This is a genomic window from Acidobacteriota bacterium (genome assembly GCA_026393755.1).
GTDB lineage: Bacteria > Acidobacteriota > Vicinamibacteria > Vicinamibacterales > JAKQTR01 > JBAXOX01.
This window is the reverse complement of the sequence record JAPKZO010000023.1, coordinates 24,216-50,392: the sequence shown is the minus strand read 5'-3', so window position 1 is coordinate 50,392 and position 26,177 is coordinate 24,216. Positions and strand designations below refer to the sequence as shown.

Sequence of the window (26,177 nt, the reverse complement as noted above, 5' to 3'; positions counted from 1 at the left end):
ATTACCCCGCCGCCAACTTGGCCGACACCGATGCGGCCGCCGCTGCGTCCGCCGCCTCCGCCGCCTCGCGGGACGGCAGGGCAGCCAGTTCGTCCTTGGCCATCCGGCGTTTGATGTTCTTGCTATCGAGCACGATATGGCCATCGCGAAACGAGACGGTTCGCGTGCCGTATTCCGCGATGTCGTGCTCGTGGGTGATCAGCAGGATCGTGATCCCCCGCTCGATATTGAGGCGTTGGAACACGTCCATCACCTCGATGCTGGTGCGGGTGTCGAGGTTGCCGGTCGGTTCGTCGGCCAGCAGGATCGACGGGTTGTTGATCAGCGCCCGTGCGATGGCGACCCGCTGCTGCTGACCGCCGGACAACTGGTTCGGATGGTGATGCGACCGCTCCAGCAGTCCGACAATCTCCAACGACGCCATGGCGCGCTTGCGCCGTTCCGCAGCCTTGATGTGGTCGCGGCTGTAGAGCAGCGGCAGTTCGACATTCTCAATCGCGCTCGTGCGCGAGAGCAGGTTGAATCCCTGGAAGACGAACCCGATGCGGTGGTTCCGGACCTTGGCCAGGTCGTCCCTCGACATCTTCGAGACGTCCTGGCCATCCAGAATGTACTGGCCCGATGTCGGGCGATCCAGGCAGCCCAGGATGTGCATGAACGTGGACTTGCCCGAACCCGACGGTCCTGTGACCGCCAGAAACTCGCCTTGCTCGACGTCCGCGGCCACGCCTCGCAGGGCATGCACCTGGATGTCGCCCACGACATAGGTCTTCTTCAGATTCCGAACCGAGATGACAGCCATGGCGCTAGCGCCCCCCACCGGGGCCACGCCCGCCGCCGCCGCCGCCCTGGAACGGGTTGGCGCCGCGTCCCTGCTGCTGGTTCTGATTGGGCTGGCCGCTCGGTCGAGCGGCGGCCGCCGCTGCCATCGCGGGCGTCACGATGTTGGTGACCAGTTCCTGACCTTCTTTCAGCTCCTCGCCAAGCAGTTCGGTCCAGGTGCCATCAGAGATGCCGAGCCGAAGTTGCACGGACTTGAGTTGTCCGCCGACATAGATCCAGGCGCGGCCTCGCGTCATCGTCGGTGGCAGCGCGCCGAACAGCTGATCAATCGTCTGTGCGCCAGGCTTGGAGGCCGCGATCGCGGAGATCCCAGCGCGCGCCGGTTGAGCCGCACCTGCGCGACCCGGCTGGCTGCCAGTCATGCCGCCGCCACCGCGTCCACCGCCGGCCCCGCGGCCCGCGCTCGGGTTGTTCGGATCGATGCCGCGCTCCTTCATCCTCGCGATAAACGCTTCGCGCTCGGCCGGAGTCATGTTGGCCATGCGCTCCTGCATGCTCTGCCGGCCGCCTCCGCGTCCACCGCCAGATCCGGCCTCGCCGGGTTGCCGGTTGCCGCGCTGTCCCCTCGTCTGGGCCGCACTCGTACTGGGCGCCTCGGCGGGCCGTGCCGGCGCTGGCGTGGACGCCGGTGTAGCCGCTGACGGGCGTGGGGCGCCGCCGGCAGGCGCCGCACCTGGTACCGCGACAGCGTTCTGGTCAGCCTCCCCGCGCGCACCGTTGGCCTGACCTCGAGTGCCACCACCGCTTCCCCCACCTGGGCCACCGCGCGCGCCGGCGGCGCGCGGCGCCAACTCGGCCGGGAACGGCAACTTCAGCGCATCGAAGACGTCCTTGGTCGGGCGGTACCTGTACGCCGCATTCGGGATCCGCAGCACGTCGGTCTTCTTGGCGATCTCGATGGTCACGTTGGCCGTCATGCCCAGCTTCAACTTGAGTAGCGGGTTCGGCACGTCGATGACGGTCGCATAGGTGACAACGTTCTGCGACACGATGGGATTGAGCCTGACCTGTGACACCGATCCGTAGAACTCCTCAGTCGGGAACGCATCGACCTTGAACCGTACGACCTGGTTTGGTCGTATGCGGCCCACATCGGACTCGTCCACGTTGGCGAGCACCTGCATCTGAGTCAAATCGCCGGCGATGATGAAAATGGTCGGGGCGTTCATGCTCGCCGCGACCGTCTGGCCCACGTCCACATTGCGCGAGATCACGATGCCGGTGATGGGCGCCGTGATAATCGTATGCTCGAGGCTGACCTGCGCCTGATTGAGCGACGCCTGCGCCTGGACAATCGAGGACTCGGACGACTTGAGCGACGCCTCGGCGGAGCGCACGTTGACCTGGGCCGTTTCCAGATCCTGCTGGGTCGCAATCTTCCGATCGAACAGGCTCTGCGTCCGCGTCAGCTTGTTGCGGCTGTCTTCGACCGTGATCTTGAGCCGATCGCGGTCGGTCTGTGACCGCGTCACGTTCGCCTGGGCCTGCTCGACCTGCGTCTGGAACAGTGACGGATCGAGTTCGGCCACGACCTGACCCTGCAGGACGATGGAATTGAAGTCGACATTGCGGAGTGACTTGATTTGGCCGGACACCTGGCTGCCGACCATGACCGTCCTGACGGCTTGCAGGGTGCCGGTGGCGCCGACCGACTCGACCACGTCGCCCCGGGTGACGGCGAGGTACGTGAACTTGGTCACTTCCTCGGGACGGCCGTACTTGTAGTAGGCGCCGACAGAACCGGCGATCACAACCAATACGATGAGAGTAATAGTCAGTTTCTTCATGTTTGATCCGGCCACGTTGGCACCGGCATCGCCGGCGCGTTCGCGGAACCTCCTGCGTTCATCTGCCGCCCGACCGCGTCTATCCTGTCCCGGGGCTTCGACCCGGGGGTCTCGCGCGCCGGACCCCTCCGTCAACCAACCGTCACACCGGGGAAAACTCGTATGGCCGCCTCCGCCCTCGGCTGGCGGCGGCGTCGCTATCTGCCCGTCACCGCGGTGACGCCACCGGAGCCGCCCGACGAAGGCGTAATCTGCACGCGATCGAACTCGGTCAGCGCAATTCGATAATCCAGTGCCGCTCTGAGCTCCGTGTTCCGGGCGTCATTCAGATCGCGCTGAGCCTGAACCACGAGGTAGTTGTACGACATGCCGACCTCGAACTTGCTTTGCTCGGCCTCGAGGCGCTTCTCCGACAGCTGCCGTGCGGCGATTGCCGCCTCGTACCGCCTGAAGGTGCTCTCCACATTCAGCGCCGCGTTGGTCACGTCGGTCGCCACCTGGAGTTCCGTCGCGCGCAACTGGATCTGCGACTGCTTGTACTGAACCTTTGCCTTGGCATATGCGATGTCGGCCGTGCTGTTGCCAATCGGGTACGAGAAGTTCAACTGGACGGTCCAGTTCGGGTACTGGACCTTTGAAAGCATCTTTGCGGCGTCGACCCAGTTACCGGGGACCGTGCCGATCACGTTGGTCCTGGTCGAGTCGAAGATGAACGTGTTACCGCCCAGCCCGCGCGTGCCATAGGTGGCCACCAGATCCAGCTGAGGCTTGAACTGATTATTGAGGTAGTTGATGGTGATGTCGCTACTATCCATCGTGCGCCGGGCCTGCACGAGATCCGTGCGCTGGGTAAGAGCGACTTTGATGGCCGCTTCCAGATTGACCGGTGTACGCTCGACGTTCACTCGATCGACTGGCTCGATCGTCGAATTCCACATGACGTCTTCGGTCCCACTCACAATCAGGCGTTTGAGCGTGATTTCGGCCGTCCGGCGGGTGGCCTCGGCCGACGTCAACGTCTGCCGCCTCGTGGCTGCCTCCGCCTGCGCGCTGATCACGTCCATCGGGGCCAGCGTGCCCACCTCGACGCGCGTCTGGTTGTCCTGAACCAGCCGTTCCGCCAGCGCCAGCGACTGCTTCGCAGCTTCGAGGGCCTGAATTGAGTAGACCAGGTTCCAGTACGCGTTTCGGGTGTTCGCCTGTGTATTGATGATGGTCGATTTCAGCTGAACGTCCGTCAGTTCGCGCGTGATCTTCCCGGTCAGGATCGAAAGACGCGTCGAGTCGATCTTGAAGTTGCGCCACAGCGGCTGCGTGTATGTGGCCGTGAGCTGCGACGTGTACTGTGGATTGAGGGTCGCAAATGTGCTGTTCGTATTTGTGCGGGTGTTGTTGAAGCCGACGCTTAAGTTCCCGCCGTACCACGGCATCAACTTGGTGACTCCCGCATTGAAGGCCTGCGACTGGTTGGTCACGTTGGTGCCGCCGTTGAGCAGCGAGGTCGGCAGAGGATTGCTGGATGTCGAATTGACCAACGACGTCACCGTGGGCAGGTACGCCGCATAGAACGAGCTCAGCGACATATCCTGCAGTTGCGGGTTCATCCGCGCGACGGTCAGGTCGATGTTGTTGTCGAGCGCCCGCTTGACGGCCTCGTCCTGCGTCAACTTGATGACCGGCCGCGCCTGCGCCCGTTCTTCGAGTGTCGGCCGCTGGGGAGCCGTCTGCTGCGTGGCCTGGTCGTACGTGGTCCGCGCGTACTTCGTCAACTCCTCGATCCGCAGCTTGTCGGCCGCGGCCTTCGATTCGGGTGACGACTGGGCGGCCACGCCAAACGGGCACATCACAATGGCGCCCGCGATCATGATGCCAACGGTAAGGTAACCTCGCCTCTTCACAAAAGTCCTCCCTCGCGCGGCATCCCTTCGAGCCGCTTCCGCACCACCGGGCCTTGACGCCGCTCTTTCTCCCGGGCATCGTGCATGGCCTTCATCTTGGCCCGCTGATCCGGCGTCAGCATCTGCCGCAACCGATAGATCATCAGGGTGCGATCCTTCCCCAACTGGGCCCGGGCGGTCTCGACCTGATCAATCAGCCTGACCACGTCCGCCTCGGGGAGCACGCCCGCGGCGACCACTTCTGAAAGCCGTTTCTCGAGTCGATCCAGTTCTTCCTTGTCCGTCGTCATCCGCGGCAAGATCTCCTGGTACACGTCCTCGGCCCGCTTGCACTGATCCGGCGTCAGACCAAGTTCAGTCTTGAATCGGGCGTCCTGCCACCACTTGAATGAAAACGCCTGCTGCAGCACACCAGACCGCGGCGGGGCTCCGCCCTGAGGAGGAGTCCCCTGAGCAGTCTCTTGAGCGGCGGCCACCGCGGACAAACCGACGCAGAACACGACTGCCAATATGAAACCGTACCACCTGTACTTCATGGCGGACCTGCACCTCCACCTTCTGGAATGAATTACGACAGGCGAAAGCCGGACGTTTACCAGAAATGAGCCAGAGAGGGTGACGATTGGTGTTCAGGCCCGCTCGGCCGTGGTCGTAGGCAGGTGTGCCGCCTGAACGACGGCCCCGGGTCACAGGCTGACGTCCTGGAGTCGAAAGTGCCCTCCAACGGAGACAGCACCTCAGGGAGCAGAATCCGCCGTAAATTCGGCCAACTTCAGGACCACCGCGCCCACCTGGTTATCCGGGGTCGACGCTCCCGCGGTCAAGCCAATCCGGATCGGGTCGGACAGCGGAAGCCACCCGACGGTTGTGACTTCCGTCTTCGACCCCACCGGCTTGTGCCGCAGTTCGGTCGGCGAGGTCAATGCCCGATCGTCGGCGACATGGTACGTGGGAACCCGTTCGGCGCAGATCCGAGCGAGATTGGCGGTGTTGCTGCTGTTGTAGCCGCCGATCACCAGCATCAAATCGAGCGGGAACTGGTTCAACAAGGCCAGCACCGCGTCCTGACGGTCCTGCGTCGCGCTGCAGATCGTGTCGAACGCCCGAAAATGGCTGGCCAGCGCCCTGGTGCCGTAACGGGCGGCCATCGCCGCCTTCAGCATGTCGCTGATTTCGAGCGATTCCGTCATGAGCATGGTCGTCTGGTTGGCCAGTCCGATACGAACCAGATCGCGCTCCGGATCGAACCCTTCCGAACACGCCCCCTCGAAGCGGGCCACGAACGTCGCGCGGTCCACGCGGCCGGCAATGTAGCGGCACACGACTTCGGCCTCGTCGCGATTCAGTACGACCAGGTACCGCCCGAGAGGCGTGTGAATCGCCTGCGAGGCGGTCGCCCGGGTTTCCTCATGGTGCACCTTGCCGTGGATGAGGGAGGTAAAGCCGTCGGCGGCATAGCGGCGCACGTTCTTCCAGACGTTCAGCACCGACCCGCACGTCGTGTCCACCAGCGTGCAGCCCCGCCGGTCGAGCCGCTGCAGCATGTCGAGGCTCACCCCGAAAGCGGGCAGAATCACGACCGCATCGGGGCCGAGAGCGTCAATCGATTCACCTGGCGCATCGAGAAACCGGATGCCGCTCGTCCTGAGCTTGTCGTTGACGTGCGGGTTGTGGATGATCTCGCCGGCCAGGTAGACGCGGGCGCGCGGGAACTTCCGGCGCGTCTGATAGGCGTAGTCGACCGCCCGATCGACGCCATAACAGAATCCGAACTCCCGGGCGAGGTGCACCGTGAGGCGGCCAGACCGATAGGTGAAATCCCCGCTCTTGAGTTCCTCCACCAGCGAACTTCGGTAGTCCAGATCGAGCTCACCGGCCACCGCCGCCTTCAGGTCGAGACCTCTTCGAAAGATGAGAGATGACATGGGGTGCGACTATTGTACCTCGACCACACTCAGTCCCCCAGCGTGATCCGGGCGTCGGCGGCGAAGCAGCCGGCCGGATCGGCGGACGCGAAGAACGGGTTGATGTCGAGTTCGCGAATTTCTGGAAAGGCCGTCAGCAGTTGACCCAGGCGCAGCAGCGTCTGCTCCAGCGCGGGCAGGTGGACGTGTTCTCCGCCTCGCGCACCGGCGAGAATCGGAAACGCCTTGATCGACCGCACCATTTCCGCCGCGTCGACATCCGAGATCGGATGCACGCGGAACGCGACGTCCTTGAGAATCTCGACGAAGATGCCGCCGAGGCCGAACATCATCAGCGGCCCGAACTTCGGATCGACAGACACGCCGAAGATCGTCTCGGTGCCGCCGACCATCCGCTGCACCACGAGCGTCGCGAGAGGGTCGGCAGCCGTGGCCGCCCGCAGCAATTCGGCGGCGAGGCGGTGCACCTCCTCCGGCGTGCGCACCTTGAGCCGGACGCCCCCCACGTCGGACTTGTGAATGATGGCCGACGAGCTGATCTTCAGGGCCACGGGGAACCCAAGCTGAGTGGCGACGACCACGGCCTGTTCGGGATCCCGCGCCTCGTGCCAGGGCGCGACCCGAATCCCCGCCCCCTCCAGCACCTGCTGCGCCTCGACGAGCGTCAACTGGTGCCGGCCCGCGGCTCTGCAGGGATCGAGGATGTCCTTGATGCGCGCATGGTGGAAGTCGGTGAAAACCACCGCGCGCCCGACAGGCCGTTCCAGCCACCGCCGGTACCTCACCAGGGCCGAGAGCGCATGCGACGCGTCTTCGGGGAACGTATACACCGGAAGGCCCGCCCGCTTCAGCAGGTCGACGGCATCCTCGGCGCCGGCTTTTCCCATGAACACGACGAGGACGGGCTTGTTGCTGCCCTCGAGGCCCCTCAGGATCGCGGTCGCGACGCCGACATTGTCGAACATCTCGAGCGACGTGAAGATCGTGATGATGGCGTCGACATTCGGATCACCGACCAGCGCGCGAAGGCAGGCTTCATAACTCTGCGGCGTGGCGCTGGCGATCATGTCAACCGGGTTGGCGACGCTGGCCTCCGGCGCGAGTACTCGGCGCATCCGTTCCTGCGTCTCAGGCGCCAGCGCGGTCATCCGAAGGCCGAGCTGCACGCAGGCGTCTGTCGCGAGAATGCCAGGGCCGCCCGAATTTGTGAGGATTGCGACCCGATCGCCCCGGGGCACGGGCTGCGTGGCAAACGCCGACGCGTAGACAAACAACTCCTTAATCGACGCCGCGCGGATGACGCCGCACTGCGCGAGCAATGACTCGACGGCGATATCGGCGCCGGCCAGCGACCCGGTGTGCGACGCCGCCGCCCGCGCGCCGGCGGCCGTCCGACCTGACTTCACGGCGAGAATCGGCTTGGTCGCGGTCACCCGCCGCGCGATTTCGACGAAACGACTCGGGTTGCCAAAGCTCTCCAGGTACATCAGGATGACTTTGGTCCGCGGATCGTGCTCCCAGTACTCGAGCATGTCGTTGCCCGACACGTCGACCTTGTTCCCGAGCGAGACGAACATCGACAGACCGAGCCCGAGGTCCCGCATCGACGCGAGCACGGCTTCGCCGAGCGCGCCTGACTGCGACGAGAACGCGATGTTGCCCGGCAGCGGTTCGGTCGCCGAGAACGTCGCCTGCAGCCGCACCAGCGGATCGGTGTTGATCACACCCATGCAGTTCGGGCCGACCACGCGCATGCCGTACTTCCTGGCGATGCCAAACAGCTCATGCTCCAGTCGGGCGCCCGCCTCGCCGACTTCCTTGAAGCCGGCGGTGATCACGATGACGCCCTTGACGCCCTTCCGGCCGCACGACTCCATCGCCTCGAGGGCAAACCGGCTTGGCACCACCAGAATGGCCAGATCAACGGGACCGGGAATCTGCTCGACCGAGGTGTGGCACCGCAGGCTATGCACGACCGGCGTGGCCGGATTGACCGGCGCGACCTCGCCCTGAAATTCGCAGAGGAGCAGGTTGTGCAGGATCTCCCATCCGATCGAATGTTTCTGGCGCGAAGCGCCGATCACGGCAATCGACTTTGGACGAAAAATCGGGTCGACCGAACTGGCGGCCATCCGGTCTTGAGGCGGCATGACGTCCACGAATCCTTTCAGGGGGCAGGGATGACGTCGCAGAACAGCTTGGCCTAGTGAATGCCAGAACTGGTCTGAAGCGCCGCCGGATCAACGCCCAGCCGTCGAATCGCGGCCTCCCACATCTCGGCGGGCCTGGTGTCGAAGACGATGTCGCGCGTGACATCGCTGATGAGCCACGACGACTCGGTCAGTTCGCGGTCCAGCTGCTGCGGCCCCCATCCGGCGTAGCCCATCAGCAGGCGGGCATTGGCCACTGGCGGCCCTTCGATCAGCTCCCTCAGCAGTTCGGCCGACGACGACACGAAGACGCCGGTGCTCACCTCGAACACGTCCCCTCCCGGAGGCTCTTCGGGAAGCAGCAGTGCACCGCGCTCTGGCTCCACGGGTCCCCCGAGCCAGACTTCGATGCCACTGTCTCCAGCGAGCGGCGGCACGAAATCGACCACGCTGGCCGCCGTCTTGCCCGTCGGGCGGTTGAGCACGAGTCCCCACGCGCCATCCTCGCTGTGCTCACACAACAGGATGACGGTATGGCGGAAATCCGGCTCGATCAACTGCGGCATCGACAGCAGCAGCTTCGGCGCCAGTTTCGGCGATGGCGGGCGGTCGTCATCCATGGGGAGATTGTACGACAGGTCGGGGAAGCGGGTCAGAGAAGTGAGAAGTGACAAGCGAGGAGGAGAGTAGGTACCAAGGTGATTTGCGAAGCGGCCCCTCGAACCAAGCCGACAGCGTCAGTTCGCAAGACGCACCGTGAGGGCCGGGACTGTCGGCGCGAAGAGCGCAACCGTAAGGCCGGCGACGAGCCCCGGCAAGGTGCCTTTTGGTGCGCTTGAGTGAGCGGGGACGCGGAGCGAAGCACCTTGGTGCCTCATCCTCGTCTCGCTGTTCAGCGCAGTTACACGTCCGTCGGCGAATAGCCGTCAGCCGAAGGGTTCTTCAGATACCGGTCGATTGCCCGTGCCGCTTTGCGTCCCGCCCCCATCGCCGAAATCACGGTCGCACCGCCGGTGACAATGTCACCACCCGCGAAGACGCCCGGCTTCTGCGTCGCTCCCGTCGCATCGTCGGCGAGGATGTTGCCCCACTTGTTGACCGGAAGATCCGGCGTGGTATTGCGGATCAACGGGTTGGCCCCCTGGCCGATCGCGAAGACGACGGTATCGACCTCGATGTCGAATTCCGAGCCCTTCTGCGGCACCGGGCTGCGCCTGCCCGAGGAATCCGGCTCGCCCAGCTCCATCCTGATGCAGCGCATGGCGCGCACCCGCGAATGTTCGTCGGCGAGAATCGCCGTCGGCGCGGCGAGCATCATGATCTGGACGCCCTCTTCCTCGGCGTGCTCGACTTCTTCTCGGCGGGCCGGCATCTCCCGGCGCGTGCGGCGGTAGACCAGATACGCGTTGTCCGCCCCCAGCCGCAGGGCCGTGCGCACCGCGTCCATGGCCGTATTGCCTCCTCCGATGACCGCCACGTTCTTTCCCCGAATCGTCGGTGTGTCCGAGACGGGGAACAGGTACGCCTTCATCAGATTCGAGCGGGTGAGGTACTCGTTGGCCGAGTACACGCCGATCAGGTTGATGCCGGGGATTTTCGGAAACGTCGGCAGGCCCGCGCCGGTCGCGATAAAGACCGCCTCGAACCCGAGTTCGGTGAACAGTTCGTCGACCGTGAAGATCTGGCCGATGACGTGATTGGTCTTGATCTCCACGCCGATGCGCTTCAATGCTTCAATTTCGCCCGCGACGATCGCCTTCGGCAGCCTGAATTCGGGGATGCCGTAAACGAGCACCCCGCCCGCCTTGTGCAGCGCCTCGAAGATCGTGACGCCGTGGCCCATCTTGGCGAGGTCGGCGGCCACCGTGAGGCCGGCCGGCCCGGATCCCACCACCGCGACCTTGTGGCCGGTCGGCGGCGCCGGCGGCGTGTCGTCGGCAAACTTTAACAGCGACGCGTAGTCGGCGACGAACCGCTCAATCCGGCCGATGGCGACGGGCTCGAACTTCACACCCAGCGTGCACTTGACCTCGCACTGTTCTTCCTGCGGGCAGACGCGGCCGCAGATCGCGGGCAGCACATTGCGGTCCATGAGGGTCTTGAAGGCGCCCTCGAAGTTGCGCTCCGCGACCTCCTGAATGAACTTCGGGATGTCGATCTCGACCGGGCAGCCGGAGACACACGGGTAGTTCTTGCACTGGATGCAACGCTGCGCCTCGAGCACCGCCAGGTCGACCGGGTAGCCCAGGGCGACCTCCTCGAAGTTGTGGGCGCGCGCGACCGCATCCTGCAGCGGCATCGCATTCTTTGTCTTCTGCGTAATCTTCTTGGCCATGGAACAGCAACGCTCGTCAAAGAGGGCCCGCCTGAAGCGCGGCCACGGGGGTCAGTTCGAGATGGCCTGGCAGGCCACGCGTTCATTGTAGAGTCTGAGCGATTCGGCTTCCTGCTCGCGGTACGCCCGCAGCCGCGCGCCCAGTTCGTCAAAGTCCACCAGGTGCCCGTTGAATTCGGGGCCGTCGACGCAGACGAACTTCTGTTCGCCGCCGACCGAGACGCGGCACCCGCCACACATGCCCGTGCCATCCACCATCAGCGGATTCAGACTCACCGTGGTCTTGATGCCGAGCGGCTTGGTCAGCGCGACGACAGCCTTCATCATCGGCAGAGGACCCACCGCGACTACCTCGTCGAAGGTCGCGCCCTCGGCGAGCAGTCCCCGCAGGGCGTCGGTCACCAGCCCCTTGGCGCCGGCGGACCCATCGTCGGTCGTGACGATGACGCGATCGACTACCGCGCGGAGCTCCTTCTCGAGGATGACGAAATCCTTTGTCCGGCCGCCGACGATCGCCACCACCTGACCGTGCAGCGCTTTGGCCCCGCACGCGATGGGATAAACCACCGCCGTGCCGATCCCGCCGCCGATGCAGCAGACCCTGGCGTTGGGATGGATCTCGGTGCCCCTGCCGAGCGGACCCGCCACGTCGAGAATGGCATCGCCGACGTTCAGCGCGTTCAATTGCTTGGTCGACTTGCCCACGCCCTGGACGATGATGGAAATCGCCCCGCGCTGCTTGTCGACGTCCGCGATGGTGAGCGGGATGCGTTCGCCGTCCTCGGATGTTCTGACAATCACGAACTGCCCGGGCTTTCGCTTGCGGGCGATGTGGGCGCCCTCGATCCAGAATCGCGCCACATCTGGGGCCAGAATGTCCTTGCTCAAGATTCGGTGCACGGGTGAGGCTCCGGAGACAACGGGAATGGTTAGAGGCCAGCACTGCCGGGAACTTGGCGGTCCAGCCGGACGGCTTGCGTACCTAGCAAAGACGATACCACGTGGCATGGGTCCTGATCGAGCCGGGCGTGACCGATTCCCGTCAGTCGTGCTCGATGGATCCGGATGTCGATGGATCCGAAGAAGCCGGAGTCCGTAAGTGAAGTAACATGCCGGCCACGTGCCGGCTGGTGCACGCTGGTGATTCGCCATGATCCTTGTTGCCTGGTTTCGCTCGTGTGCGGCCTACGTCTACCTGTGCCTCTTCGTCGGACTGATCGGCCCGCCGGCGCTGCTGTTGGCCTGGGCGACTGGATGGGTCCGCCCCCTGCCGGTGCTCGGGCGGTTTGCCGCGATGACCGCCCGCCAGATCTTTGGCATCCGCGTGACGGTCGAAGGCCTCGATCATGTGCGGGCCGACCGGCCCTCGGTGTACTGCATCAACCACCGCAGCCACGTGGACATGATCGTGTTTGAGCTGATCCTGCCGAACTGCCCGAAGTTACGCGCCCTCTACAAAGCCGAGCTGAACAGGATTCCTGTTCTCGGGATGGTGCTTCGGACGGCCGGCTTCGTGCCGGTCGAGCGGACCAGGCGCGATCGCGCCATTGAGGCCGTCGATCTGGCGGTTGAGCATCTCAAGGCGGGAGAGTCGTTCTTGCTCGCTCCCGAAGGGACGCGCAGCCGGACCGACCAGATGCTGCCGTTCAAGAAGGGCGGCTTCGTGATGGCGATCAAGGCGCAGGTGCCGGTGGTGCCGATTGCCATTATCGGGTCGGATCGTGCGATGCCGCGGGGACGGTTCTATGCGACGCCGGGCCGCGTTCTCGTCAGGATTGGCGAGCCGGTGCCGACCACGGGGCTTGGATTCGAAGATCGCGACCGGCTGGCGGCCGACGTGCGGCGGCGAATGGAGAAGATGCTCGGACGAGCGCAATGAATTGCGCCCCTACGGGTGACCGTGAGGGCGTTGATCGGAGCGGCGCGATTCATCGCGCCCGAACTACCGGTTGCCGAAATTGTCGTCGTCGGGGTCGAGCGGCTTCCCGGACGGCATCTGGCTATCCGACAGGAAGACAAGCGACTGATGGGAGGGGACTTCGAACCTGCGCCGGCACGTGCTGCACACGATCAGGTCGTCGGTGCGGATCATGTAGCTGCGCAGTTTGGGGAACATCGCGCGATCGCGTTCGTCGGCGCCAGGCGGCAACCGGTCCTTCTTGATCCGTCGAATCCACCGCAGCTGGTATTCGTTCCGCCGCTTGCAGTGAGGACACGTGTAAGCGGCCGGCTTGGTCTCTGGTTTCTCGATGTAGAAGTCCCGCTCGCTGAGCGCCATACTCGTATCATAGCAGGAGCGCCGGATCCAGGGTGGCTCGCGGATCGGGTTCGGACCGGTGCCATGGAGGACGCATGATTCGGCTCGGGATCGATATGGGCGGGACTAAGATCGAGGGGATTGCACTCGGCCGGGATGGCGGCGTGCTGGCCCGCCGCCGAGTTCCCACTCCCCGCGGCGACTATCCGGGGACAGTGGCGGCGATTGCCGATCTGGTGGCCGGTCTCGAGCAGGAAGCCGGGGAGCCCGGCACAGTCGGCGTCGGGATTCCCGGTACGATTTCTCCGGCAACCGGGTTGATCAAGAACGCCAATTCGGTCTGGCTGATCGGCCGGCCGTTTGAGCAGGACCTTGCCGCGCGGCTGGGCCGCCGGGTCCGTCTCGCCAATGACGCGAACTGCTTCGCGCTGTCGGAAGCGTCGGATGGCGCAGGCGCCGGGGCAGCTGTCGTCTTCGGTGTGATCGTGGGCACCGGGACCGGCGGCGGCATCGTGGTGCACGGCCGGGTCGTGACGGGGCCGAACGCGGTCGCGGGGGAGTGGGGGCACAATCCGATGCCGTGGCCGATGCCGGACGAATGGCCAGGGCCGCCGTGTTATTGCGGGCGCCACGGGTGCATCGAGAGCTTTCTGTCCGGTCCGGGGTTGGCCAGGGACCATGAGTGCTACACCGGTGAATGCGTCTCGGCCGAGACGATTGTCGAGCGGGCCCGCCGATCGGACGCCGCCGCCGAGGCCACGCTGCAGCGCTACGAAGAGCGGATGGCCCGAGCGCTCTCCGGGGTGATCAACCTGCTGGATCCTGATGTCATCGTGCTCGGCGGGGGAGTGTCGAAACTCGAGCGACTGTATGCGCACGTTCCGCCGCTGCTGGGTCGGTGGGTATTTACCGATCGCGTCGACACGAAAGTGCTGCCTCCGAAGCATGGGGATGCGAGCGGCGTCCGCGGTGCCGCGTGGCTGTGGCCGGCGGATGACGCAGCCAAATAGTCCCGATCTTTGATCGACCGCGTGCGCGACGCCGACATTCTTTGCTATGCTATTAACGTTCCCGCGTGTCGGCCCATCCGGGGTTGTCCACGGTAGTTGCTGCAGGCTCGGCGTTCGGCCCCCACAGCCCAAGAGCTTCGCAGACGGTTGGAACCACCTTCGATTCCAGGACTCTTATGAACACGGATCTCGTAATTGGTATGGCCGGCTCCGGCGGAGACGGCATCGTGTCGGCTGGTGAGTCGCTGTTGACGGCAGCGGCGATTGAGGGGTATCACGGCGTGCTCGCCAAGAGCTTCGGCCCCCAGATCCGCGGAGGCGAATCGAGCTTCCGCCTGCGCCTGTCGACCACCAAGATGTTGAACACCGGCGGCACGCTCGATATCGCGGTCGCGCTCAGCTGGGACGATTTCCTCCGCTTCGGCGGAGAGCTCCCGGTTGGGGGGCACACCACGGTGGTCTACGACAGCATCACGAAGGTGCCGATCGACAGGATTCCGCTCGTGGGTGTCCAGCCGATCGAAGTGCTCGCCGTGCCGATCGAACAGATGGCGCGCGAGACTGGCGGCAGCGAACGCGCGAAGAACACCGTCGTCCTCGGACTGATGGCCGGGTGGCTCGGCATCGCGCGCGAGCCGATGATGGCGGGCATCCGCAAGCGTCTTGCCAAGAAGGACGCCGAGATCATCGACAAGGCCGTCAAGGCGTTTCACGCCGGTTTCGAATATGCGTCGGCGCACCCGCTGACCTCGGATCGGAAGATGGCGCCGCCCGCCAAGGCGTCGGCGAAATTCGTGGTGGACGGAAACGACCTCTGCGCCGCGGCGGCGATCGTGGCGGGTTGTGATTTCTTCGCGGGGTACCCGATTACGCCCTCGACCGAAATCATGCAGTTCCTTTCGCGCGAAATCTGGAAGTACGGCGGGACGGTGATGCAGGCCGAAGACGAGATCGCGGGTATCGGCGCGGTGGTTGGCGCGTCGTTCGCGGGCAAGAAGGCGATGACGGCGACGTCGGGGCCGGGCATGTCGCTCAAGACCGAGATGCTGGGTCTGGCCAGCATCGCCGAACTGCCGCTGGTGTGCGTCAATGTGCAGCGAGGCGGCCCATCGACCGGCATTCCCACCAAGGCCGAGCAGTCCGATCTGTTTCAGGCCGTATTTTCCGCCCACGGCGACGTGATCCGACCGGTGCTGGCGCCAGTCAGCGCCGAGGACATGTACGGCATCACCATCGAGGCCTTCAATATCGCCGAGCAGTACCAGAGCCCGGTCATCATCCTGTCGGACCAGGAAGTGGGCCAGCGCAAGGAGACGGCCGAGCCGATCGATGCCAGCCAGGTGCACATCATCAATCGTCGGGTCCCCGGTGCCCAGGAACTCGAGAAGTACGTGCGATTCCGGTTCACCGAATCGGGCATCAGTCCCATCAGCCATCCGGGCATGCCCGGCGGAAACTACCTCGCGTCGGGCATCGAGCACAATGAACCTGGCGCGCCGACTGCCAGCGGCGAGATGCACTCCAGGATGAACGAGAAGCGTCTCCGGAAGTTCCGGCCGCTGCTCGATCGGCGGGACCTGTTCATCATCGACGGCCCGCCGGATGCGCCCATTGCGCTCATCAGCTGGGGCAGCGTGGCAGGCGTCGCCATCGAGGCACTGCAGATCGCCCAGCAGCAGGGCCTGAAGGTCAAGCTGCTGGTGCCGAAGCTGATGTACCCGGTGTCGGAAGCCATCTACGCGGACTTTTTCCTGTCGGTCAAACGGGGTCTGGTGGTGGAGCAGAACCACCAGGCGCAGCTGTTCCGCCTGATTCGCATGTTCGTCGATGTACCGTCCGGCATGCAGACACTGGCCAAGAGCGGGTCGAATCCGATCACACCGCTCGAAGTGGTCGACCGTCTCAAACAGATCACGCTGGCGCTTCAGCAGGGCAAGGACCGCGAACCGTCAGAGGTGTAGGGATTTCGGCGAAGGACGTTTCGGAGAGAGGACCTCGGTATGAGCACGACAGCAACGACGAGACCGATTCAGGACTATACGGCCAAGAACTACAAGAGCGACCTGAAGCCCATCTGGTGTCCGGGCTGCGGCGACTTCGGCGTGGTGCAGGCCATCTATCGCGCGCTGGCGAACATCGGCCGCCCGCCGCACGAGATCGCGTTCGTGTCAGGCATCGGATGTTCCAGCCGGATTCCCGGCTACACGACCGCGTACGGGTTCAACACCGTGCACGGACGGGCGCTGCCGATCGCGCAGGGCATCAAGCTCGCCAACCCGGATCTGCTCGTGCTGGTGGCCGGCGGCGACGGTGACGGCTTCTCGATCGGCGGCGGACACGTCGCGCATGCGATTCGCCGCAATGTCGATCTCACCTACATCGTGATGGACAACCAGATCTACGGCCTCACCAAGGGGCAGCTCTCGCCGACCTCACGGCGGGGGCTGGTCTCGGTGACATCCATGTACGGCTCGATCGAAGCGCCCGTCAACCCGCTGCTCTACGTGCTCGGCTACGGCGCGGAGTTCGTGGCGCAGGGCACGCCGGCCGACATGAGCGGCCTGGCGAAGGTGATCGAAGAGGGGATCCGCTTCCCCGGATTCGCCTTCATCAACGTCCAGTCTCCGTGCGTCACCTATGGCATGGACGATCAGCAGCTCAAGGCGCAGAAGGCGCTGATGCAGCCGCTGGAATCGCTGAACCACGATGCGTCGAACAGCCTGGCGGCGATGGGGCTGGCGCAGCAATACGGCGAAAAGCTCTATACGGGCGTCTTCTACAGAAAAGGCACGCCGAGCCCGACGTTCGAGGGAACCGCCCGCGCCAGACAGCAGGAGCTCGGTGCCGGAACACGGCCGCGGGCCCAGGTGCTGGATCTGTTCAAACTGAAGAAGTAGGCTCGGCCATCACGCGCCGGAAGATGATGGAGTAGTGGCGAATCGTCCGCGGCGCGTGTGCGCCGATCGACGCGATGACGACGACCGCCAGCAGGATGGGCACCCGATAGCTCCACCACCACGGAATCAGGCAGAGCAGCCCCAGCTTCGCGTAGAGCATCAGCGCGCATCCCTGATGCGCCCAGTGGACCGATGCCCACATTTCGAGCGCAATCATTGCCGCGCCACTGCCGATGGCCAGCCACAGCGCCGTCTCGAGGCGGAGGGCCGGCACACCGAAGACGTGCCCCCCGAGCAGCGTGCCGGTGGCCGCAAGATGAACCGTTCGCGCAATGATGTTCCAGGCCCGCGAATAGGGTATCCTGCGGCGCGGCGCGATGCCCGAACCGGTCACTTGTGGCGGACGTCCCATCGACTGGCCTCCTTTTGCGCGTGCGCGTTGCGCCCCCGACGCCGGCGCGCGAGACGCGACGGACTCCGTCGCAGATTATAGTCGGGCGGACACGGTCTGGTGTGGCGTCGGAGTGCTCATGGACAACATGGCTATCAGGAGCGCTCGTGATGGCGACCGGGAATGGGCCGCCTCCTTGATGGCGGCATCGGAGCCCTGGTTGACGCTGCGGCGCCCGTACGACGCCTGCCTGGCATCGTGCTGGCATCCTCTGGACGAACTGCATATTGCCGAAATCGACGGTGGGCGGTGCGGATTCGTCCTGGTTCGCCCGCAGGGAATCGCCGGCGCCCCCTACGTCGTCTCGATCGCGGTTGCCGACGCGTTCCGGTCGCGCGGCGTGGGCCGAGCCATGATCGCGTTTGTCGCGAAGCGCTTCGCGACGCGTGCCCGGCATCTGTTCCTCTGCGTGTCGTCGTTCAACCTCCGGGCGAAAGCCCTGTACGAGCGCGAGGGATTCGTGCAGGTGGGCGAGCTGCCGGATTTCATCATCGAGGGCGCGTCGGAACGACTGATGTGCCGGCGGCTCACGCCGGCAGACGGCCGGTAACGACAGGCCATTTGTGGAGAACCCGCTGATGACACCACCATGCGCGGTGATTCTGGCGCGCGGCCTCGGGACGCGGATGCGTCGAGACGAACACGCGGAGGGAGTGGGAGACGAACAGTCGCGCGTCGCCGCGACGGGCGTCAAGGCGATGATCCCGATCGGCCGGCCGTTTCTCGACTTTGTCCTGAGTGCGCTGGCCGACGCCGGGGTGCGCCACGTCTGTCTGGTGATTGGGCCCGAGCACGACGCCGTGCGGCGCTACTACACCGAGACCGTGGCGCCGACCCGCGTTCGCATCAGCTTCGCCGTCCAGGAGCGGCCGCTCGGCACAGCCGACGCCGTGACAGCCGCCGCGCCGATCGTCGGGAACGAAGACTTCCTGGTGCTGAATTCCGACAACTACTACCCGGTGGACGCATTCCGCGCGCTCGTCCGCATGCAGGGAGCCGGATTGGTGGCATTCGAGCGGGACGCAATGGTCCGCGAAAGCAATGTTGAGGCCGACCGCGTTCGCCAGTTCGCCATCGTGCGTATCGCGCCTGACGATTCGCTGGTGGACGTGATCGAGAAGCCGGACGAAGCCACGCTGGCGTCGTCCGGCGGCGAAGTGTTTCTCAGCATGAATTGCTGGCGGTTCACCCGCGACGTGCTGGACGCGTGCCGGCGGGTGAAGCCCTCATCGCGGGGCGAGCTCGAGATTCCTGACGCCGTGCGCCTTGCGCAGCGCGACGCGGGCGTCAGGTTTGCCGTGGCACGGATGCGCGCCGGCGTGCTCGACCTGTCCAGCCGAGGCGACATCAGCCGCGTGGCCAGCCGGCTCGCCGGCGTCCAGGTGACACTGTAGTGGTGCCTCAATCCGGCGAATGTCCTAATCACTCCGGGAGTCATCAACTCTGGGAGTGATGATATCCGGAGTGTTGGGCTCTCAACGTGCGGTAGTCGGTCTTCCCGGTGCCGAGCACGGGAATCGCGTCGACCTGCACGATCTGCCGGATGTTGTGGAGCGCGCTCAGGCCAGCCTCCTTGATGAGTGCGTTGACGTGCGACCGATCCGCCGGCGCGCGCGTGAAGAGTGCGATGTCCGGGCTCTCGGGGTCGCCGAGTGCATCGATGGCAATGACCGGGCCCTCATCGCCTGGCTGGGCAAAGTGCTTCTGCAGGGCCGACTCAATCGCCGGCAGCGAGATCATCTCTCCACCCAGCTTGACGAAGCGCTTGAGGCGTCCCTGGAAGTAGAGCGTGCCGTCGGCGGTCGCGCTCACCAGGTCGCCCGTGCGGTACCATGAGCGGCCCTCGAACTCCACAAACGGCGATTCGCCGGTGTAATGCAGGTACCCGCCAAACACGCTCGGACCGCGAACCAGCAGCATTCCGGTCTCGTCGGGAGCCGCGCGCCGGGTGACGTCGAGATTGACCACGACGCCCTCGACCCTCGGCAAGAGCCGTCCGACGCTGCCGGGCACGGGCGCGTCCATCGGGGTCACCGAGACGACCGGCGAACATTCCGTGATGCCATATCCTTCGAGAATGATCGCGCCCGGCACTCGCGTGCGCAGCGCGTCGTACAGCTGGGTCGGACACTTCTCGGCGCCGGTGACCGCGAGCCGAAGCGAGTCGAGCTGTCGCGGCCCCGCCGCCCGGACGATGCCGGCGAGAAACGTCGGCGTCGCGAAGATCACGGTGGCGCGGGCGGCGTCGATCTTTTGCGCGATGAGCGCCGCCTCGGTCGGATTGGGGTGATAGGCGGTGCGCATGCCGATGCAGAGCGGAAGCAGCAGCGTGGCCGTCAGGCCGAATGAATGGAACGGCGGCAGTAATCCCAGCAGCACGTCCCGTTCCTCCAGCTGTCCCATGGTCAGGATGTCGCCGACATTGGTGAGCAGGTTGGCGTGCGTCAGCGGCACCGCCTTGGGGACGTTCTCCGAACCGCTCGTAAACAGCACGACGGCGACCTCTCGCTGCGGCACCCTGGCGAGCGACCGACGGCCGACGGATCCGCGAATGGCCGCGATGAGCTTGTCCAGCGGACCGAGCGACGCGATCAGATCTTCGACATACAGGAGCCGGTCCTGAATCTCCGTCAGGTCGGTGCCGAGTCCGGTCAGCTTGGTCGTCAGCTCCCGCGGTGTGATCACCGTGCCGACACCCAGCGAGTCGAGCGACTGACGAATCGTGCGCATGCCGGCGGTCCAGTTGACCATCACCGCCGTCTTGCCGCACGCGAGCGTCGTCAGCGTGAGCACCGCGGCGCCGACCGAGGCGGGCATCATGATGCCGACGTACTCGCCCGGCAGCTTCTCGATGATCGGCTTCAGCGCAAAGATCGCCGTGACCAGATCCCGGTAAGTCCGGACGCCGCTCTTCTGGTCGGCCACGATCGGCTGCCTCGGCCGCGCGGAGACCTGGACGAGGAACGCGTCCATCAGGGTGCGGCTCGCCGGCAGCGCGAGCCGCGTGCGGTTGTCGGCGTCGGTGAACCAGTTCGCGGCCATCGGCGGCAGGTCCGCCGGTACGACGGCCGACACACCGCGTCCGGCGGCCGCCAGCGCCACATCGCCGACCGTCACCAGGCTCTCCGGCGTGCCGACAGAGAAGCCAAACTCGGCTTGAATCCACGTGACCAGTTCGGCGAGCGCGAGGCTGTCGAGGCCGACATCGCGCGCCAGCACGTGCGACATGGTGAGGTCCTGGCGTCCCGACATCTCGGCCAGATGCGCGAGTACCGCGTTCCTGACGACGGGCGCGACCGGCGAGGCGTCAGCCCGTGGCAGCTCGTGAACCGGCTCGGGCCGGATCTGCGGCCCGCCGGATTCCCAGAATCGGTAGGGAACATACGTGTTGCGGGACGTCTTCGCGTTGTAGAACGCTTCCATGTACCGATTCATCGCCGACCGGCTGCCCCGCCGCGGAAAATCGGCCGGTTCGACGCACTCGATCGTCACGCGGCGCCGGGGCATGAAGAAGATGCCGTTCTTCAGCAGGTGCTTCACCCCTTCCATGAGGATCGTGCCAAACGGGGGAACGCGGCCCGTCGCCGCCCAGCTGAACGAGCTGCCCCAGAGGCCGTCGTGGCGCATCAGGATGATCCGGACGTCCGGAATGGCCTTGACGATCGTCTCAACACCACTGGCGCTCCCGAGATCCTCGAGGAGTTGCCGCTTGATCCGCCCGGCGGGGTAGAGCAAGATGCGCTCCCCTGACCGGAGTCCGTCGATCAGATCAGCGACGGCCTTCTTCATGCCCTCGCGCGCGGCAGCTCCCCTGAGTTCCATGTTGGGCAGAATGCGGGTGCCGAAGACTTTCACGACTTTCCCGAGCGCCGTGCGACCGACCTGGTACTCGTCGGCGAGCGGGCGCAGCTTGAAACGGGGAAACAACCACGCGACGAGAATGACGGGATCGACCAGGGCGGCGTGATTCGGCAGAAAGAGGATGCCGCGAGCATCCGCCTTGGCGAGCGTCTCGAGGCCCTTGAACTCGATGCGATATCTGAGCGCGATGAGCGGACGTGCGGCGAAGGCGATGGCGCAGCCGAGCAGGTAGAGGGCAAGACGGGTCATTGTTTCTCCGCAGGCGCGACGACCGGCCTCAGTTGTCGATCCAGATCGACGATTGCAATGACGCCGAATCCTTTTGGGGTGCCCACCGAGAACCGCGCGTCGCGAATGATCACCCGATAACCGCCTTCTGGCCCGGGCACCACTTCGTAGCTTGGAAAGCGGAGCCATCGGCGCGTGCCTTGGAGCGTGGGCAGGTTGAGCGCCGCGTCGATGGCGGGATGGGGTACGCCGCGCTCAACCACGGCCGGCTCGACGTCCGCGGCCGGACCGCGCGTCCAGTCGAGCGGGACGAGCAGGTACCGCGTGGGCGTTTCGGCAATGACGACACGGCGTGTCGGCTCAGCCGGCACCGGCATGGCTGCAACCCGGTCAACCTGCCAGCCGCGGTCGGCGGCGAGGGCACGCACCTGGCGTTCGGCCGCTCTCGACCCTCCGTACATCGCCGCGATGTAGACGACCGCGACCACCAGTGCGCCCACCGCAGCCCTCGGGCGGGCGGCCGCCGGCAGGAGCAGGCGGGCGCCAATGAGGACCGCGAGCGAGACGAACCACGCGAATCGGGCCCACGCAGGCACGAGGGGGTTCAGGGCGACGAGCAGCGTGGTTCCGATCCCGATGATCGTCCAGAGCAGCACGCCTGGCCGCGTCACCGTCCACGCGATCATCACGACGCTGCCAAGAATGATCCACAGCCACGGATCCAAAATGAACAGCGTGTCGCCGTAGAACCAGCGGTCGGAAAAGGGCATCAGCAGGCGCACGCCGTACGTGTTCAGCCAGTCGAGAAAGGGATGCGACAGCACGCCGGCCACCGAAAGCCAGAACAGCGGGACCGGTCGGACTGGACTGGCGCCGGGTCGGATTCGCCGTCTCACGAGACGATCGAATGCCACCATGGCGGCGGTCAAGAGGACGGGGAGGAGGAACCAGGCCAGCACGCCGTGCGTCAATCCGCGTCGGAAGCCAAACGCGAGGTCGGCGCTGCGCAGATAACAGGCACCATCCACGTCGGCCAGATTGGCCGCGATGACGAGGGTCGAGGCGGCCAGCGGCGTGACCCGCTTGAGGCCGGTCTCGGCGAGGCAGGCGCCGGCAAGGGTGTGGGCAAGGGGTTCCATGTGTCGGTTGATTCTACCCGACGTCGAACGCCGTCGAGGATGAGACTCCAGTCTCATTTTCGACAGAGGGTTGCCGGAACGCCAACGTAACGGTACGATGGGGGAGATTGGGCCCGGCGTCACGCTCGAGACCTGGAGTTGACGCGGACGTGCGAGGCAAGCATCTCTCTGTCGCGCAAGACGCAGAAGCATGGAATACCGTCTGCTCGGCCGCACCGGCGTTCGCGTGTCGCCACTCTGCCTCGGGACCTTGAATTTTGGCGGCGGCACCAGTGAGGCCGATGCGGTCCGGATGACCCACGCGGCGCTCGATGCGGGCATCAACCTCGTTGATACCGCCAATAACTATCATGGGGGCGAATCCGAGCGGATTGTCGGCAAGGCGCTCGCGGATCGACGCGGACGGGTCGTGCTGGCGACGAAGGTGCAATGGCGCGTGGGTGACGGCCCGAACGACTTCGGGGGCTCGCGACTCCATATCCTCAAGGCCTGTGAGGAGTCGTTGAGACGGCTCGGGACCGACTATATCGATCTCTACCAGGTCCATCGCCCCAGCCCGGAGATTCCGATCGACGAGACGCTCGGCGCGCTCACTGATCTGGTGCGGGCAGGCAAGGTGCGCTACATCGGGTGTTCGACGCATCCCGCGTGGATGGTGATGGAAGCGCTGGCCGTCAGTGAGCGGCTCGGCCTGGCGCGCTACGTCAGTGAGCAGCCGCCCTACAACCTGCTCGACCGCCGGATTGAAAACGAGCTGATTCCGCTGGCGCTGCGCTACGACCTGGCGATTCTGCCGTGGGCGCCCATCGCGCAAGGAGTCTTGGCGGGACGTTATCCGGATGCGAAGACGATTCCGAACGACTCACGGATGATCCAGTGTCCCGGCCCCAACAACAGCTACGCGAATCGGGTCACGCCGGCCGGTATCGAGATTGGTCGGCGTTTCGCCGTCGTCGCCCGGGAGCATGGAAGGACGCCGGGGCAACTCGCGCTGCTCTGGTGCAAGGACCAACCTGGCGTGACCTCGCCGGTACTCGGTCCCCGCACGATGGAACAGTTGACCGAGCTGCTGCCGGTGCTCGACATGTCCATCACTCCCGCCGAGCGGATCGCGTGCGACGCGCTGGTCCCGCCCGGAGGCGTTGTCGCCAATTTCCACAATACGGCACCGTGGATGAAGACCCCAATCGCATGAAAGTCGCGTTTATCGGCACCCACGGCACGGGCAAGACCACGCTTTGCTACGACCTGACCGCCGCGCTCAAGCGCCAGGGACAGAATGCAGACATGGTCAAGGAGGTGGCGAGGCTCTCGCCGCTGCCGATCAATCGGAAGACGTCGCTCGATGCTCAGACCTGGATTCTGATGACGCAGGTGGCCGAGGAGATTCGGTCTGCCAGCGTGCACGACATCGTCGTCTGCGATCGGAGCGTGCTCGACAACTACGCGTACCTGATGTTCGCAACCGGCCGCCAGAGAGCGATCGAGCGGTTTGTCGATCACTGGATGAAGTCGTACGACGTCCTGATCAAGGTGCCCATCGTCGGCGAAGCATCGGCTGACGGGGTCCGCGATACCGACGAGTTCTTCGTGCGCTCGATCGATCAGTTGGTCGACACGCTGCTGGCGGAGAAGAAGGTCGATCATCTGCGCCTCGACGCGAGGGACCGGGACGGATGGGTCGAGGCGGCGCTGCGCGCCGTGACGCTGCATGAATCGCTTGCTGCCCGCCTGATTTAGACCGCCCGCCCGTGCTATCCTTGACCGCCCCTCTCGTGGATCACTTCACGCTATGAGCTTCTTCTCACATCGAAGGACGGAGATCCGGACATGAAACATCGATTGTTCGTCTGCCTCGGCCTTCTCCTGCTCGCCGGCGTCTGGTTTATCCCGACGCATGCGCAGGAGTTGAGCCTGACCGGCCAGGTCATCGAGCGGACGCTGCCGAACGGCCTCAAGGTGCTGATGGTCAAGAGACCCGAGGCCCCCCTGATCCGCTGCATCCTGGCCTACCGGGTTGGCTCGGTCAACGAGCGCCCTGGTATCACCGGGATCTCACATTTGCACGAGCACATGATGTTCAAGGGCACACGGTCCATGGGCATCAAGGCGGGCACGCTCGCGAAAGACGATGAGTACAACCGCCAGATTGACGCGCTGATGGAGCAGGTCGCGGCTGAAGACGCCAAGGTCAAGGGACGTGACGTCGCGAAGATCGCGGCACTGAAGAAGCAGGTATCGGAACTGATCGACAGGGAGAAGAAGGAGACGATCGCCAGCGAGGAGATCTGGGGCGCGTACCAGGAGGCCGGCGGCACGGGCATCAACGCGTCCACCGGCCAGGAGATGACGCAGTACTACGTGACGCTGCCGAAGAACGCCCTGGAGCTGTACCTGGCGCTCGAGGCCGACCGGATGGTGAACCCGGTCTTCCGCGAGTTCTACTCGGAGCGTGACGTCATCACGGAGGAGCGCCGACAGAGCGAGAACGGCGCCGGCTTCTTCTTCCAGGAGCAGCTGAACGCGACGTTCTATGCCGCGAGTCCCTACAGCTGGAGCGTGGTGGGCTGGATGTCGGACATCAGCCGGGTGACCAAGCAGGAGTTGATCGAGTACCGCGAGAAGTTCTACCGCCCGGACAACGCGACCCTGGTGCTGGCGGGCGACCTCGACCCGGACAAGGTGATGTCGCTCGTGACGAAGTACTTCGGCGCGATCAAGGCGAAGGGGAAGTCCCCGCGCGTGCGGACTGAGGAGCCCTCGCCCGAGTACTACCGGCGAACGATCAGCGCGAATTTCAAGCCGCCGTACATCGAGAAGCGTGTGCTGGGCCGCGCGGCCAGCAACCCGGCGGTGACGATCATGTTCCACATTCCGCCGCTGTGGCACGACGACGTGCCGGCGCTGTTCATGCTGGGCCGAGTGATGAGCGCGCGCACGGGGAAGATGTACATGGACCTGGTCGACAAGCAGCAACACGTGGCCGGCGTCAACGCGAGCGCGTCGAACTCGATGTACGACGGATCGTTCCGCATGAGCGCGACTGGCCGAGAGGTGCAGGGCGCGCTCACCGTGCCGCTCGAACAGATTGAGAAGGAACTCTGGTCGTACCTCGAGGACGCCAAGACGACGCCCGCCGACGCCCAACTGCTCCAGCGGATCAAGAATTCGACCGAGGCGCAGTACCTCCAGAGCCTCGCGGGCACCGGCATCGCCGGCTCGCTGGCGCGGATGGAGGTCGCCTACACGTGGCAGCATCTCGAAGACGAGTTCAAGGCGCGCATGGCCGTGACGCCCGACGACATGATGCGCGTGGCGAAGAAGTACTTCACCCGCGACAACTGCGTCACCGGTGTGATGGAGCGCGAGAAGTAGCGGCGCCCGCGCGCCAGGTCG

22 protein-coding genes are annotated in these 26,177 nt (G+C 65.1%); 9 read left to right on the top strand and 13 right to left on the bottom strand.

Annotated features, from left to right (window positions below; genetic code table 11):
- Position 1: 1 nt before the first annotated feature.
- From NTV05_09075 to NTV05_09035, 9 genes are all read right to left on the bottom strand, one after another.
- Positions 2-802, bottom strand: a complete 801-nt coding sequence (locus NTV05_09075; protein MCX6544552.1) for an ABC transporter ATP-binding protein — start codon at positions 800-802, stop codon at positions 2-4.
- Between the two features lie 4 nt (positions 803-806).
- The gene (locus tag NTV05_09070; protein MCX6544551.1) at positions 807-2,630 is read right to left on the bottom strand and encodes an efflux RND transporter periplasmic adaptor subunit; all 1,824 of its coding nucleotides are present in this window, start codon (positions 2,628-2,630) and stop codon (positions 807-809) included.
- Positions 2,631-2,827: 197 nt separating this feature from the next.
- Entirely contained in the window at positions 2,828-4,528 is a 1,701-nt protein-coding gene (locus tag NTV05_09065; GenBank protein MCX6544550.1) for a TolC family protein, read from the bottom strand.
- Positions 4,525-5,064, bottom strand: coding sequence for a periplasmic heavy metal sensor (locus NTV05_09060; protein MCX6544549.1), 540 nt, complete (start codon positions 5,062-5,064; stop codon positions 4,525-4,527). The genes NTV05_09065 and NTV05_09060 overlap by 4 nt, the downstream gene beginning before the upstream one ends.
- Positions 5,065-5,265: 201 nt before the next feature.
- The gene (locus tag NTV05_09055) at positions 5,266-6,453 is read right to left on the bottom strand and encodes a 4-hydroxy-3-methylbut-2-enyl diphosphate reductase (protein MCX6544548.1); all 1,188 of its coding nucleotides are present in this window, start codon (positions 6,451-6,453) and stop codon (positions 5,266-5,268) included.
- Between the two features lie 29 nt (positions 6,454-6,482).
- A complete protein-coding gene (locus NTV05_09050; protein ID MCX6544547.1) occupies positions 6,483-8,603 on the bottom strand; it encodes an acetate--CoA ligase family protein in 2,121 nt (706 codons plus the stop codon).
- A 53-nt stretch (positions 8,604-8,656) separates the two neighbouring features.
- Complete coding sequence (locus NTV05_09045; protein MCX6544546.1) at positions 8,657-9,223, bottom strand: YqgE/AlgH family protein; 567 nt, start codon at positions 9,221-9,223, stop codon at positions 8,657-8,659.
- A gap of 281 nt (positions 9,224-9,504) precedes the next feature.
- Positions 9,505-10,938 (bottom strand): NADPH-dependent glutamate synthase, encoded by a 1,434-nt coding sequence (gene gltA / locus NTV05_09040; GenBank protein MCX6544545.1) that lies wholly within the window; start codon positions 10,936-10,938, stop codon positions 9,505-9,507.
- A gap of 51 nt (positions 10,939-10,989) precedes the next feature.
- Positions 10,990-11,838 carry a sulfide/dihydroorotate dehydrogenase-like FAD/NAD-binding protein gene (locus tag NTV05_09035; GenBank protein MCX6544544.1) on the bottom strand — a complete coding sequence of 283 codons (849 nt, stop codon included), beginning with the start codon at positions 11,836-11,838 and terminating at the stop codon, positions 10,990-10,992.
- A 250-nt stretch (positions 11,839-12,088) separates the two neighbouring features.
- Here NTV05_09035 and NTV05_09030 point away from each other — a divergent pair, with 250 nt between their 5' ends.
- Positions 12,089-12,817 carry a lysophospholipid acyltransferase family protein gene (locus NTV05_09030; protein ID MCX6544543.1) on the top strand — a complete coding sequence of 243 codons (729 nt, stop codon included), beginning with the start codon at positions 12,089-12,091 and terminating at the stop codon, positions 12,815-12,817.
- A 63-nt stretch (positions 12,818-12,880) separates the two neighbouring features.
- Here NTV05_09030 and NTV05_09025 read toward each other — a convergent pair whose 3' ends face one another.
- Positions 12,881-13,216: a hypothetical protein gene (locus tag NTV05_09025; GenBank protein MCX6544542.1), complete on the bottom strand. Its 336-nt coding sequence runs from the start codon at positions 13,214-13,216 to the stop codon at positions 12,881-12,883.
- Between the two features lie 74 nt (positions 13,217-13,290).
- On the opposite strand from NTV05_09025, the gene NTV05_09020 reads away from it, so the two are divergent.
- The 3 genes from NTV05_09020 (at position 13,291) to NTV05_09010 (ending at position 17,102) form a co-directional block, all read left to right on the top strand.
- Positions 13,291-14,205, top strand: a complete 915-nt coding sequence (locus NTV05_09020; GenBank protein MCX6544541.1) for an ROK family protein — start codon at positions 13,291-13,293, stop codon at positions 14,203-14,205.
- Positions 14,206-14,381: 176 nt separating this feature from the next.
- Positions 14,382-16,166 carry a 2-oxoacid:acceptor oxidoreductase subunit alpha gene (locus tag NTV05_09015; GenBank protein MCX6544540.1) on the top strand — a complete coding sequence of 595 codons (1,785 nt, stop codon included), beginning with the start codon at positions 14,382-14,384 and terminating at the stop codon, positions 16,164-16,166.
- 39 nt (positions 16,167-16,205) lie between these two features.
- Complete coding sequence (locus tag NTV05_09010; protein MCX6544539.1) at positions 16,206-17,102, top strand: 2-oxoacid:ferredoxin oxidoreductase subunit beta; 897 nt, start codon at positions 16,206-16,208, stop codon at positions 17,100-17,102.
- Here the strand turns inward: NTV05_09010 and NTV05_09005 are convergent.
- A complete protein-coding gene (locus NTV05_09005) occupies positions 17,086-17,514 on the bottom strand; it encodes a hypothetical protein (protein ID MCX6544538.1) in 429 nt (142 codons plus the stop codon). The two genes, NTV05_09010 and NTV05_09005, sit on opposite strands and share 17 nt — an antisense overlap.
- Before the next feature lie 118 nt (positions 17,515-17,632).
- Here NTV05_09005 and NTV05_09000 point away from each other — a divergent pair, with 118 nt between their 5' ends.
- Together NTV05_09000 and NTV05_08995 are read left to right on the top strand one after the other, a co-directional pair.
- Complete coding sequence (locus NTV05_09000) at positions 17,633-18,103, top strand: N-acetyltransferase (GenBank protein MCX6544537.1); 471 nt, start codon at positions 17,633-17,635, stop codon at positions 18,101-18,103.
- Between the two features lie 28 nt (positions 18,104-18,131).
- Positions 18,132-18,947 carry a nucleotidyltransferase family protein gene (locus NTV05_08995; GenBank protein MCX6544536.1) on the top strand — a complete coding sequence of 272 codons (816 nt, stop codon included), beginning with the start codon at positions 18,132-18,134 and terminating at the stop codon, positions 18,945-18,947.
- Between the two features lie 43 nt (positions 18,948-18,990).
- On the opposite strand, the gene NTV05_08990 is transcribed toward NTV05_08995, so the two are convergent.
- Both NTV05_08990 and NTV05_08985 read right to left on the bottom strand, forming a co-directional pair.
- Positions 18,991-21,663, bottom strand: a complete 2,673-nt coding sequence (locus tag NTV05_08990) for an AMP-binding protein (protein MCX6544535.1) — start codon at positions 21,661-21,663, stop codon at positions 18,991-18,993.
- Positions 21,660-22,781, bottom strand: coding sequence for a metal-dependent hydrolase (locus NTV05_08985; protein MCX6544534.1), 1,122 nt, complete (start codon positions 22,779-22,781; stop codon positions 21,660-21,662). Before NTV05_08985 ends, NTV05_08990 begins: the two co-directional genes overlap by 4 nt.
- A 190-nt stretch (positions 22,782-22,971) precedes the next feature.
- Here NTV05_08985 and NTV05_08980 point away from each other — a divergent pair, with 190 nt between their 5' ends.
- The 3 genes from NTV05_08980 to NTV05_08970 all read left to right on the top strand — a co-directional run bounded on the left by NTV05_08980 (position 22,972) and on the right by NTV05_08970 (position 26,156).
- Positions 22,972-23,976 (top strand): aldo/keto reductase, encoded by a 1,005-nt coding sequence (locus NTV05_08980; protein MCX6544533.1) that lies wholly within the window; start codon positions 22,972-22,974, stop codon positions 23,974-23,976.
- The gene (locus NTV05_08975) at positions 23,973-24,521 is read left to right on the top strand and encodes an AAA family ATPase (GenBank protein ID MCX6544532.1); all 549 of its coding nucleotides are present in this window, start codon (positions 23,973-23,975) and stop codon (positions 24,519-24,521) included. The genes NTV05_08980 and NTV05_08975 overlap by 4 nt, the downstream gene beginning before the upstream one ends.
- A gap of 90 nt (positions 24,522-24,611) precedes the next feature.
- Positions 24,612-26,156, top strand: a complete 1,545-nt coding sequence (locus tag NTV05_08970; protein ID MCX6544531.1) for a pitrilysin family protein — start codon at positions 24,612-24,614, stop codon at positions 26,154-26,156.
- Positions 26,157-26,177 lie beyond the last annotated feature (21 nt).